This window comes from Klebsiella sp. OBRC7, assembly GCF_000293135.1.
Taxonomy (GTDB): domain Bacteria; phylum Pseudomonadota; class Gammaproteobacteria; order Enterobacterales; family Enterobacteriaceae; genus Klebsiella; species Klebsiella michiganensis.
Genome location: NZ_ALNJ01000033.1, coordinates 25,715 through 37,156, shown reverse-complemented (window position 1 = coordinate 37,156; position 11,442 = coordinate 25,715). Strand labels below are relative to the sequence as shown.

At 52.4% G+C, this 11,442-nt stretch carries 13 protein-coding genes and 1 pseudogene; 4 read left to right on the top strand and 10 right to left on the bottom strand.

All coding sequences use genetic code 11. The features are described from left to right. Positions 1 to 395: IS1 family transposase (locus tag HMPREF1144_RS09235; protein WP_042927360.1), on the top strand; the 395-nt coding region annotated here is incomplete at its 5' end. Here the strand turns inward: HMPREF1144_RS09235 and HMPREF1144_RS31185 are convergent. From HMPREF1144_RS31185 to tcyJ, 5 genes and pseudogenes are all read right to left on the bottom strand, one after another. Beyond that, positions 390 to 707: pseudogene (locus tag HMPREF1144_RS31185) on the bottom strand (autoinducer binding domain-containing protein); the annotation flags it as partial. The gene HMPREF1144_RS09235 and the pseudogene HMPREF1144_RS31185 sit on opposite strands and share 6 nt — an antisense overlap. A gap of 300 nt (positions 708 to 1,007) precedes the next feature. After that, a complete protein-coding gene (gene tcyN, locus HMPREF1144_RS09225; RefSeq protein WP_004852203.1) occupies positions 1,008 to 1,760 on the bottom strand; it encodes an L-cystine ABC transporter ATP-binding protein TcyN in 753 nt (250 codons plus the stop codon). Further along, positions 1,757 to 2,425 (bottom strand): cystine ABC transporter permease, encoded by a 669-nt coding sequence (tcyL, locus tag HMPREF1144_RS09220; protein WP_004103458.1) that lies wholly within the window; start codon positions 2,423 to 2,425, stop codon positions 1,757 to 1,759. Before tcyL ends, tcyN begins: the two co-directional genes overlap by 4 nt. A gap of 15 nt (positions 2,426 to 2,440) precedes the next feature. Next, the gene (gene dcyD, locus HMPREF1144_RS09215) at positions 2,441 to 3,427 is read right to left on the bottom strand and encodes a D-cysteine desulfhydrase (protein WP_009652579.1); all 987 of its coding nucleotides are present in this window, start codon (positions 3,425 to 3,427) and stop codon (positions 2,441 to 2,443) included. Between the two features lie 95 nt (positions 3,428 to 3,522). After that, on the bottom strand, positions 3,523 to 4,323 hold the full coding sequence (tcyJ, locus tag HMPREF1144_RS09210) for a cystine ABC transporter substrate-binding protein (protein ID WP_004852208.1): 801 nt from the start codon (positions 4,321 to 4,323) through the stop codon (positions 3,523 to 3,525). 201 nt (positions 4,324 to 4,524) lie between these two features. Here tcyJ and amyA point away from each other — a divergent pair, with 201 nt between their 5' ends. After that, positions 4,525 to 6,012, top strand: a complete 1,488-nt coding sequence (gene amyA, locus HMPREF1144_RS09205) for an alpha-amylase (protein ID WP_004852210.1) — start codon at positions 4,525 to 4,527, stop codon at positions 6,010 to 6,012. Positions 6,013 to 6,061: 49 nt separating this feature from the next. Here amyA and yedD read toward each other — a convergent pair whose 3' ends face one another. Next, positions 6,062 to 6,478, bottom strand: a complete 417-nt coding sequence (gene yedD / locus HMPREF1144_RS09200) for a lipoprotein YedD (RefSeq protein WP_161505342.1) — start codon at positions 6,476 to 6,478, stop codon at positions 6,062 to 6,064. Between the two features lie 457 nt (positions 6,479 to 6,935). Between yedD and rcsA the strand changes: the two genes are divergently transcribed. Continuing rightward, complete coding sequence (rcsA, locus tag HMPREF1144_RS09195) at positions 6,936 to 7,559, top strand: transcriptional regulator RcsA (protein ID WP_004852214.1); 624 nt, start codon at positions 6,936 to 6,938, stop codon at positions 7,557 to 7,559. A 41-nt stretch (positions 7,560 to 7,600) separates the two neighbouring features. On the opposite strand, the gene dsrB is transcribed toward rcsA, so the two are convergent. After that, complete coding sequence (gene dsrB / locus HMPREF1144_RS09190) at positions 7,601 to 7,789, bottom strand: protein DsrB (protein WP_004136599.1); 189 nt, start codon at positions 7,787 to 7,789, stop codon at positions 7,601 to 7,603. A gap of 132 nt (positions 7,790 to 7,921) precedes the next feature. Here dsrB and yodD point away from each other — a divergent pair, with 132 nt between their 5' ends. Further along, on the top strand, positions 7,922 to 8,137 hold the full coding sequence (gene yodD, locus HMPREF1144_RS09185) for a YodD family peroxide/acid resistance protein (protein WP_004852216.1): 216 nt from the start codon (positions 7,922 to 7,924) through the stop codon (positions 8,135 to 8,137). A gap of 329 nt (positions 8,138 to 8,466) precedes the next feature. Here yodD and dgcQ read toward each other — a convergent pair whose 3' ends face one another. From dgcQ to HMPREF1144_RS09170, 3 genes are all read right to left on the bottom strand, one after another. Further along, the gene (gene dgcQ / locus HMPREF1144_RS09180; RefSeq protein WP_004852217.1) at positions 8,467 to 10,134 is read right to left on the bottom strand and encodes a cellulose biosynthesis regulator diguanylate cyclase DgcQ; all 1,668 of its coding nucleotides are present in this window, start codon (positions 10,132 to 10,134) and stop codon (positions 8,467 to 8,469) included. 107 nt (positions 10,135 to 10,241) lie between these two features. Then, the gene (locus tag HMPREF1144_RS09175; RefSeq protein ID WP_004852220.1) at positions 10,242 to 10,421 is read right to left on the bottom strand and encodes a YodC family protein; all 180 of its coding nucleotides are present in this window, start codon (positions 10,419 to 10,421) and stop codon (positions 10,242 to 10,244) included. A 75-nt stretch (positions 10,422 to 10,496) separates the two neighbouring features. Then, positions 10,497 to 11,408, bottom strand: a complete 912-nt coding sequence (locus tag HMPREF1144_RS09170) for a DUF808 domain-containing protein (protein ID WP_004852222.1) — start codon at positions 11,406 to 11,408, stop codon at positions 10,497 to 10,499. Positions 11,409 to 11,442 lie beyond the last annotated feature (34 nt).

Here is an 11,442-nt window from a genome sequence, read left to right as displayed (position 1 = left end):
TCATTGTTTGCGCGGAAATGGACGAACAGTGGGGTTATGTCGGCGCTAAATCACGCCAGCGCTGGTTGTTTTACGCGTATGACAGGATACGGAGGACGGTTGTGGCGCACGTATTCGGTGAACGCACGTTGTCCACGCTGGAGCGTCTTCTGGGCCTGCTGTCGGCCTTTGAGGTCGTGGTATGGATGACGGATGGCTGGCCGCTTTATGAATCACGCCTGAAGGGAGAACTGCACGTTATCAGCAAGCGATATACGCAGCGCATTGAGCGGCATAACCTGAATCTGAGGCAACATCTGGCAAGGCTGGGCAGGAAGTCACTGTCGTTCTCAAAATCGGTGGAGCTGCATGACAAAGTCATCGGGCATTATCTGAACATAAAACACTATCAGTAAGTTGGAGTCATTACCTAGCTTGTCGTTCCATGGCAGATGCCCACGAAGGAAATTCTCCTTGCGCAGCACCGGGTCGATCGCGAGATAATTCTCGGCTTGATAATGCGCCATCCAGGCCTGAGGATAGGTCGATTGCAGCGTCACCCTGGGCCGAGTAAAAGGCACGGGATGCCGTACGCAGAGTGCGAAGTAGTCATATTCCAGCCCTTTTGCTTCCTGCTGGAGAAGATGATAAACCCCCTCACCTGCAGAAACGGACTGAAATTGTTGCAGCATTTCCCGCCGCCAGCTGAAAAAATCATTGTCCCTCATAACTAACCAAATAACTCCTGAGTGATAATCATTATTATAAATACATAAAACTAACACATAAATCCTGCTTATATGTATAAAAAATGGCAGCCACCGCATTTATTAGACTACGTCCGGCGAAAGTACCGGATACATTAAAAAATTATGCCAATTGATGTGGCACAAAACCTTGACAGATGTATCGTCGTTGCTTATGACCACTATCCGGACATACTTTTTTTGCTGATAAACCGGTTATTCAGCGCTGCCCGACCGCATCCGTCAGCACAAGCCTGAGCGAATGCGGCCGGCGCGGGGCGATTACTGCATCAGGAATTTTTCGAGGAACTGGCGGGTACGCGCGTGCTGAGGATTGGCAAACAGCGCTTTTGCTTCACCCTGTTCAACGATACGCCCCTGATCCATAAAAATAGCGCGGTCCGCCACGTCGCGGGCAAAGCTCATCTCATGGGTCACGATAACCATCGTGCGTCTCTCCTGCGCCAGCTGGCGAATGGTATTGAGTACCTCCCCTACCAGCTCAGGATCTAATGCCGACGTTGGCTCATCAAACAGAATGACATCCGGACGCATCGCCAGCGCGCGAGCAATCGCCACGCGCTGCTGCTGCCCGCCGGACAAACGACGCGGGTAGCTATTTTCTTTACCGGTAAGCCCAACTTTCGTCAGCAGTTCACGCGCCCGGGCGATGGATTCATTTTTATCCTCCCCTTTAACGATGACCGGCCCTTCGATAATGTTTTCCATCACCGTACGATGGGGGAAAAGATTAAAATTCTGAAACACAAAGCCCACGTGCTGACGCAGGCGGCGAATGGCCGTTTTTTGCTGGTTGATGCTGCGCCCGGCATCGATCGTCACGTCGCCTACGCGAATCGTGCCGCTTTCCGGCTGCTCCAGGAGATTAATACTGCGTAGCAGCGTCGTTTTCCCCGAACCGCTGGGACCGATAATCGCCACCACTTCCCCTTGTTGAACCTCAAGGTCGATACCATGAAGCACCGTCTGGCCATGGAATTTTTTCACCAGGTTTTTGACTTCAATCGCACTCATTTTGGATCTCGCTCCTGGCGGTTCAGCTGATTTTCAAAATAGTTTTGCAGCGTGGAAAGTACCGTTGCCATTACCCAGTAGATAAGCGAAGCGGCGAGGTACATGGTGAATACCTCCAGCGTCCGGGAGGTGATCAGCTGAGCCTGACGGAACAGTTCTGGCACCTGGATAGTTGCTGCCAGCGAGGTATCTTTCACCAGGCTGATAAAACTGTTGGAAAGCGGCGGTAATGCCACGCGCGCGGCCTGAGGAAGAATCGCACGGCGCATTGCCTGCCAGCGCGTCATACCGATACTCGCCGCGGCCTCCCACTGCCCTTTATCAATGGAGGCAATCGCTGCGCGCAGCGTTTCCGCCGCGTAGGCCGCTGTGTTTAAAGACAGGCCGATCATCGCCGCGGGAATAGGATCCAGTTCAATGCCGAACTGCGGCAAGCCGTAATAGATCATAAACAGCTGCGCAATCAGCGGCGTTCCGCGAAAGATGGAGATGTACATCCGCGCCAGCCATTTAATCGGCCAGACGGGCGACATGCGCATCAGCGCCAGAATAAACCCCAGCACGAGGCCAAAAAACATGCCGCCGATGCTGAGCTGTAGCGTAAATACCGCGCCCTTCAGCAGAAAAGGCGCGGAATCAATAACCAGTTGGATACTCTCTTGCATTCTATGTGTTCTGCATTAGATATGAGGATGATAGGCGAACAGCGCAGGCGCGCCGCCGGTGTGTACAAACAGTATTGGGCCTTCATCCTTAAAGCGCTTCTGGCTGATACCATCAATCAATCCGGCCATCGCCTTCCCGGTATACACCGGATCCAGCAGGATACCTTCCAGCTGCGCCAGCAGCTTCACCGCCGCCATCCCTTCGTCGTTCGGTATTCCGTAACCCGGCGCAAAGTACTCATCCCACAGCTGAATACCGGCCTTTGCCTCCAGTTCCAGGCTATTTGCCACCGCCTGCTGCAGCGCAGCCACTTTTGGCAGTTGGTCAGCCACGCTGCGCGATACGGTCACGCCGATAAGCTCGGCATTGGGCATCAGCTGCTCCAGTCCCACGGCGAGGCCGGCATGCGTACCGGCGCTGCCGGAGGCGACGACCACGGAGGAGAGCTCGACCGCCCCTTCGCACTGCTGGGCAATTTCCAGCGCGCTCTCCACATAGCCCAGCGCACCCAGCGCGTTCGAACCGCCAACCGGAATCACGTACGGACGATAGCCCTGAGCTTCAATGCGGGTCGCCAGCGCTTCCAGCTGAGCATTAGGATCGGTCAGCGCGTCGCACATTTCGATCTGAGTATTAAACAGGTCAAGCAGCAGGCGGTTACCGTTGGTCAGGTAGTTCTCAGCCTGGGTACCCATTGGATTCTCCAGCAGCGCCACGCAGTGCAAGCCCAGCTTAGCCGCCACCGCCGCCGTCTGGCGCACATGGTTGGACTGGATAGCGCCTGCGGTAATCAGGGTATCCGCCCCTTCTCGCAGCGCATCGGCAGCCAGAAATTCAAGCTTACGTAGCTTGTTGCCCCCCATCGCAAGCGGGGTCACATCATCGCGCTTGATAAAAATTTCGCGGCCGAGGTAATCGGACAAGCGCGGCAGATATTCCAGCGGCGTCGGCGCGCCAATCAGTTCCAGACGCGGGAAAAGGGTTAAATTTTGCAGTGACATAAGACCTCCTGACTGAATTATCCTTGATTATGCACGCTGTGACGCGCGAAATAAAAAAAGGCGCTATCAGGAGCGCCTTTTTTCACCACTGGCCGTTACTTTGTGACGTCAGCGCCAAACCATTTTTCCGACAGCGCCTTCAGGCTGCCATCTTTTTGCATATCCGCAATGGCGCTATCAACCGCTTTCAGCATGTCTTCATTACCTTTGCGCAGCGCGACGCCGGACTCCTGGCGAGAGAAGGCTTCACCGGTGACGGCAAGGGTATTGCCGGTTTTCTTCACCAGATCCAGCGCCGCCAGACGATCAACCAGGATGGCGTCAATTCGCCCTACGCGCAGATCCTGGTATTTCGTCGGGTCATCATCATAAGTCCGAATGTCGACGCCCTGTACGTTCTGGCGCAGCCACTCTTCATAGTTAGTACCCAGGCCGACGCCAACTTTCTTACCTTTCAGGTCGGCTGCGGTTTTAATCACGCCTTCGTTACCTTTTTTCACCAGCGCCTGGATCCCGGAAACGGTGTACGGCGTCGAGAAGTCATATTTTTGCTTACGTTGATCGGAAATAGTGACCTGGTTTATCACCACATCGATACGTTTAGAGTCCAGCGAAGCCAGCATGCCGTCCCATTTCGTGGGTTTAAGGTCAGCCTTCACGCCCAGATGTTTCGCCAGTTCATTAGCAAAATCCACCTCGAAACCGGTCAGCTTACCGTCATCTCCCTGATAGCTGAATGGCGGATATGTCCCTTCCAGACCCACGCGTAGCGTGCCGCGTTCTTTAACCTGATTAAGCAGATTTTCAGCAGCAAAGGTTTTTACGCTGACGCCGGTCATTAATACGACGGCCATTGCGCCCATCAGCGCCTGACGCCCCAGAAGTGCTAATTTCATAGATACCCCTAACAGAGTGATATTTTGCTGTAGTGTAAGGCGTTTAACCTTAGTCACCAACATCGATACGCTACATCTTATTCCAAATTATTATATATGATGCCTTTTAGGGCATAGTGAAAACGTATCGAAAACATCTCCATTTTGCTGGATATCTCTCATACTGCAATGGTCAGCTTGATGACGTATGGAGCATGGAAGATGAAAAACCCCACGTTACTGCAGTGCTTTCACTGGTACTACCCCACCGGCGGCGAATTATGGCGTGAAGTCGAAGCCCTGGCGCCAAACCTCAACGAAATCGGCATTAACATGATTTGGTTGCCTCCTGCCTACAAAGGCGCCTCCGGCGGCTACTCTGTCGGTTATGATTGCTACGATCTGTTTGACCTCGGCGAATTCGACCAGAAGGGGTCTGTCGCCACAAAATATGGCGATAAAGCCCAGCTGCTGGCCGCCATCTCCGCCCTGCGCCAGCACGATATCGCCGTACTCCTTGACGTCGTGGTCAACCATAAAATGGGCGCGGATGAAAAAGAGCCGGTACGTATTCAGCGTGTTGATCAAAACGACCGCACGCAAATCGCCGAGGAGATTGTGGAATGTGAAGCCTGGACGCGCTACACCTTCCCGGTACGCGCCGGCAAATACTCTGAATTCATCTGGGATTATAAGTGCTTCAGCGGCATCGACCATATTGAGAATCCTGATGAAGATGGCGTGTTTAAAATCGTCAACGACTATACCGGCGAGGGATGGAACGATCAGGTTGATGATGAAATGGGTAACTTCGACTACCTGATGGGCGAAAATATCGATTTTCGCAATCGGGCGGTAACCGAGGAGATTAAGTACTGGGCCCGCTGGGTGATGGAACAGACCGGCTGCGATGGCTTCCGCCTCGATGCGGTTAAACATATCCCCGCCTGGTTTTATAAAGAGTGGATCGACCACGTCCAGGAGGTGGCGACAAAGCCGCTGTTTATCGTAGCGGAATACTGGTCGCATGAAGTCGATAAGCTCCAGCAGTATATCGACATGGTTGACGGTAAGACGATGCTCTTTGACGCGCCGCTGCAGATGAAATTCCATGAAGCCTCGCGGCAGGGACGCGACTACGACATGAGCCAGATTTTTAGCGGCACGCTGGTGGAAGCCGACCCGTTCCATGCCGTAACCCTGGTGACCAACCATGATACCCAGCCGCTGCAGGCGCTGGAGGCGCCGGTTGAGGCCTGGTTCAAACCGCTGGCTTATGCGCTCATTTTGTTACGTGAAAACGGCGTTCCGTCCGTCTTTTATGCCGACCTGTTCGGCGCCAGTTACGAAGATACCGGCGGCGACGGCGAGACCTACGCCATTGAGATGCCGGTTATCGAGCAATTACACGAACTGATCGATGCCCGTCAGCGTTTTGCTCACGGCGTACAAACGCTGTGGTTCGATCATCCGAACTGTATCGCTTTCAGCCGCAGCGGCACCGAAGAGGATCCGGGCTGCGTGGTGGTGCTTTCCAACGGTGACGACGGAGAAAAAACGCTTCCTCTGGGGGAAAACTACCGTAATAAACGCTGGCGTGATTTTCTCGGCAACCGCGAGGAAGTGATTGAAACCGACGATGAAGGAAACGGGGTTTTTACCTGTAACGGCGGCAGCGTCAGCGTCTGGGTTATCGAAGAGGTGCTATAAAATACAGAGAAACGCCGCGGGCTGAGAAGGATTTCAGCCCGCAAAAAGCTTATTGCCCGCTTTTATCTGCCGAGGCCTTTTTCCATGCCTGTTCACACTCCGGGGTGAGACGATCCACCCGCTTGAGCGTCATCCGGTCGTAGCTCAGGGTATCGCCTTCGCGCTCAATCGGATAAACATCCAACGCGGAGGTGACGTTATAAACCGCATCATCACGCTTCATTAATTTACCTGGCAGGACGATAACCCGCTGCCACTGGCGACAGTCAAGGGTATTGCCCTCTTTGGTGACGATCAGGCTTGCAATCGCATCCGGGCTCATCATTTCACTCTGCGGGCCGGCCGATTGCCAGTATCCTTCCAGCCCAGCCGGCGCTGGCGCTTTAACAACCTCGCTGTAGCTATCAACCTGAACACACCCGGCCAGGGCCAGCAGAGCACCAGCAAACACTATCTTTTTCATCATCCATCCCACAAACCGATAAAAAAACATTGTGGCATTAAAGCGTTAAGCTCGCCACCCTTCCCGGTTCGGGGAGCAGCGCAGCAAGATGCCGCCGGCCTCAGCCAATACGGCTAAAAATTGTCTTCGAATGTTAAGTTATTCTTACTCATCTTATAAAACCGATAAATCAGAAGATGTTATTTTAACCATTCAATATAAGGATAATCCTATTTTAAAAAACCGTAAAAATGCTCATCCTGTATATGACGGGTATTGAATGTTTTTATTTCATCCACATAGCGATTTGTAGCCTTTACTTTGAGAATATTCCTGGCAAATTATGGGGGCTTATTACGAATTAGTTCAGGCTGCCTAATGGTTCCACGGCAGCAGTCGTTTTTTATTGCTAACAAAATGGACTTCATCGCGCTTGTCAGCGAGGAATAAATTATCGTTACGTGTTGATTGAGGATGGGTCATGTCAACGATTATCATGGATTTGTGCAGCTTCACCCGGCTGGGATTAACCGGGTACCTGACGGGCAGAGGAGTAAGGAAGCGCGATATCACTGAAGTACACAGTGCGCCGAGCCTGAAGGCTCTCTGCGAGACCAGCCGCCCGGCGGTGGTATTTATTAACGAAGACTGCTTTATTCATCATGAGGAGAGCAACCAGCTTATCCGGCAAATCATTAGCCAGTATCCTGCGACGCTATTTGTTATCTTTATGTCGCTGGCGAATATACATTTTGATCACTACCTGCTGGTGCGCAAAAACTTACTTATCTGCTCTAAATCACTGACCGAAAAAGACCTGGACGACATCCTTGCCATCCGCCTGAAATATGAGAACTATCGCGCTACCCGGATTAATATCCCCACGCTGTCCTTAAGCCAGGCCGAATCAAATATGCTGCAGATGTGGATGGCTGGGCACGGAACCTCGCACATATCAGCGCAGATGAACATTAAGGCCAAAACCGTCTCATCGCATAAGGGCAATATTAAAAAGAAAATTCATACCCACAACAAACAGGTGATTTATCATATCGTACGACTGGCTGAAAACATCACCTCCGGAATTCACGTCAACCTGCGTTGAAAGACGCTGGCGGCCGCTGCCGCCAGTTCACTTGAGGCAAATCACTCGTCCCGCTCAACGAAAATACCGTCAGGATGACCGTTCTCATTAAAAAACCAGATCCCGAGCGGATAATCTTCCAGCGAAACCAGATACATTACGCCTTCGCTAAACGACTCTATCGCCAGTACAACACCCGATCGACGTGGGCCACCATCGGTCTTCACCGTGACACGATCGTTTACCTGCATAACTCATCTCCTCTATTTTTGAGCCAGTGTAGAACAAAACTGCCGATCGCGCAGTGTCCTGCCCGGTAACTGCTGTTTTTGTAGACCGACTATACTTAAACAGCCCTGTCTGAGTTAAGCGAGGTACCCGCAATGAAAACCGCCAAAGAAAATCAAGGCGCAGGAAGCGTAGACGTTGACGCCCTGCTGGCGGCGATTAATGAAATCAGCGAAAGTGAAGTTCAGCGTACGCAAGACGATCCCCACCACGTCACTATTGATGGCCGGGGTTACCACACCTGGCGCGAGCTGGCTGAGGCCTTTGAGCTCGATATTCATGATTTCAGCATCACGGAAGCCAACCGCTGAATTCTGAGCGAAAAAAATCCCGACTCGCAGGAGTCGGGATGAAGCTTGCTAATGCAAGAAGCACTTGAAAATTCGTTACACCAGGATATCCGATGCGCTACAAACATTACCCTCAATTATTTTGCATGACAACAAACATTCATGAAGCAAATTATTGAAAAATGTGGTTTAGCTTCCCCCTCACGCTGGCAACGCTCGCCAGACAAGGACTGCAGACATTCGTTCTTCCACGAACGTCCAATCGCCGCCAAACGTTTTTTAAGAATAATCTCACTAAAATAACCGTGATAGATGATTTCAATTCAATTTATTTACAAGAAGAATTAATTTTACCCTTCGGCGCTGACCCGATCGCGCCCGTTCTGCTTGGCCAGGTACAGGCGATGATCGGCAACGGACTGCAAATTTTCAAAGTTATACTCACCCGAATCCTCGCTACAGCTCACCCCAAACGAAGCGGTAATACGCAAAGACTTGCTGTTACCCAGCAAAATTTCTCGGCTATTGATCCGGATACGTATCCGTTCAGCAATCGCCTTCGCTTCTTTTAACGCGGTATTCGGCAGCACAATACAAAACTCCTCCCCACCAACTCTCCCCGCAAGATCGCCCTGCCGAATATGGCTGGCAATAGTACTGGCCACCAGCGATAGCACGCGATCGCCCGCATGATGGCCGTACCGGTCGTTAACGCTTTTGAAATAATCCAGATCGAGCTGAATCACCGCAACGGGCCGCTTTAAACGCTCGCTCAGGCGAGTTTCTGCAGTGGCGCGCTCAAACAGCGCGCCGCGGTTTAATAGACGGGTTAACCCATCATGCCAGGCCTGCCACTCGAGGGAGGTCTGCAGCACGCTCATATTGCGCACCATTCGGCGGATCACCAGCCAGGAGATCACCAACATCAGCGTGAACATGAGCCACATCAGCATTAAAGCAATGGTGATGCTGCCAAAGTCACCGCGGACGCCTTCCCGGATCGTATGGATACGGATCAGTACCCCATCAAAATTGCGTAAGTTTTCCCAGCTGATATAACGCGTGACCAGGCGAATTCCTCCCTGATTCTCATGGGAAGACGCGCGGTTCAGCATCTCCTGTTCCCGCGGTGACAGCAGCGTCAGTACGTTGCCCGGCGCAGAAGAGGCAATCAAATTGAGCTGATTATCGTAAAGCTGGTACTCGCCCTCTTCACCCGTTTTAATCGCATTGACCAGAAACGTTTTCATCTCTTGTACCGAGAAATCCATTGCCAGTACGCCGAGCCAATAGCGCTGGAAATCAAGCGGAATAGACGCCGTCACCACCTGCATTTCGCGCTGCGACGCATCATCGGGAAAGGTTTGCCACACGATGCCGCGTGCAGGATTATTCCTCTGCGTTTGCCGGGTAAACCAGGGGGCGCTTGTCGCCCGTGAATACAGCGCCAGCGCCTGTGTCGAATTTTTCAGCGGCTCTGTGGTGGTAAAAAAACCGCTGCGCGATACGTACAGCATGCGTTTCGCAAAACCACGGTTGTTATTAGCCAGACGCAGCATATAGCCCAGCTCAAGGGTGGCCATGAGCTCATTGCCGGAAAAGGCATTATCGCGAGAGAGAAGCGCGTCGCCGTCGACAAATGCATCGGCAACGCCATAGACCGGCAGCGTCCGCCGGTTATGAATCTCAACGGACCAGAGAGGATCATGCCGCTTTTTTAAATAATCCTCTTCCGCCTTGCGCAATACGACAAAATCTAGCGGCGTTCCCAGCGCCGATTGCATCCCGTTACGAAAAAAAATCATTCTGTCGATGTTAAACTGCAGCAGGCTGTCGAACTCATGGGAAACGTTTTCAAGATTATTGCGCTGATTTGCGACGTAGGCTTCTTCCAGAACCTTGATCTCACGCCATATCAACAACGTGGAAAAGCAGAAGACGATAAAAAAACAGAGGTTAACCACATATCCGGGGCTTAAAATCTGGCGCAATTTTTTCACCCACATCAGCTTATCCATCGTTTTCTCGCAGCACGGTTAAAGAAGCAAACGTCATCCACGCTCCTTGTTCGTAAAACAACCATTAATATGAAAGCGCCCGACGAATGCCGGGCGCTGGTAACGGGTCAGGAGTGGTTCAGCTTCCCTCCCCCTCCGCGAATAAGTTCATCTTCACGAAACGCCTCGCGCTTAACGCCGTAACCGTCATACCAGCGACATTCAACCATGCCGTTGGCGAACCCGGTAACGACCATTCTGGGGCCACCGCTTTTACGCCTGACTTCATCACTGACCAACAAGACCATTTTTGCCTCCGGTATCAGGAAGAAACAGATTTAACATAGACGAAGCTGAACCACTTTGCATGACCAGGAGCACATTTACTTTGCCGGACGACGCAGAGCGGCAATCGCTTTCACTCCAGCCAGCACGATGGCGCCAATGATGAATCCCAGCACCAGGTTGGCGCCCGTTGGCAGCAGCGAGGCAATGACCCCGTTCTGCCCATGGGCCAGATTTTCAATAGCGTGGTGCAGCGGCGCAATACCGTGGACCACAATACCGCCGCCCACCAGGAACATCGCCAGAGTGCCAACGATGGACAACACTTTCATCAGACGGGGTGCGATCGCCAACAACGCCTTGCCTGTCCACTGCGCCAGCGAGCTGGTTTTCTCCACCAGCCAGTAGCCCATATCATCCAGCTTGACGATGATCCCCACCAGACCGTAGACCCCCACTGTCACCAGTAGCGCGATGCCGGATAAAATCAGGATCTGATTCAACAACGGCGCTTCCGCCACAATCCCGAGCGTGATGGCGACAATTTCAGCCGACAGAATAAAATCGGTACGTATCGCCCCTTTCACTTTATCCCGTTCAAAAGCCATAGGGTCCTGGTTCGCCAGGGCCTCAAGCCGCCGCTGGCGAACCTGCGGATCCTCCTTGTGTTTGCGCGCCTGCAGGCTGTGCAGCACCTTCTCGACGCCTTCAAAGCACAGAAACGCGCCCCCCAGCATCAGCAGCGGCGTAATCGCCCACGGAATAAAAGCGCTGATCAACAACGCCAGCGGCACCAGGATGACTTTATTGATCAATGAGCCTTTGGCTACGCCCCAAACGACCGGCAGTTCGCGATTGGCCCGCACGCCGGTGACCTGTTGAGCATTAAGCGAGAGATCGTCTCCCAATACGCCTGCCGTTTTTTTTGCTGCCAGTTTCCCCATGACCGAAATATCGTCGAGTAACGTGGCAATATCATCCAATAAGGTTAATAGACTACTTCCCGCCAAAATTGCATTCCTTCATTTATGATTGTTCCTCATG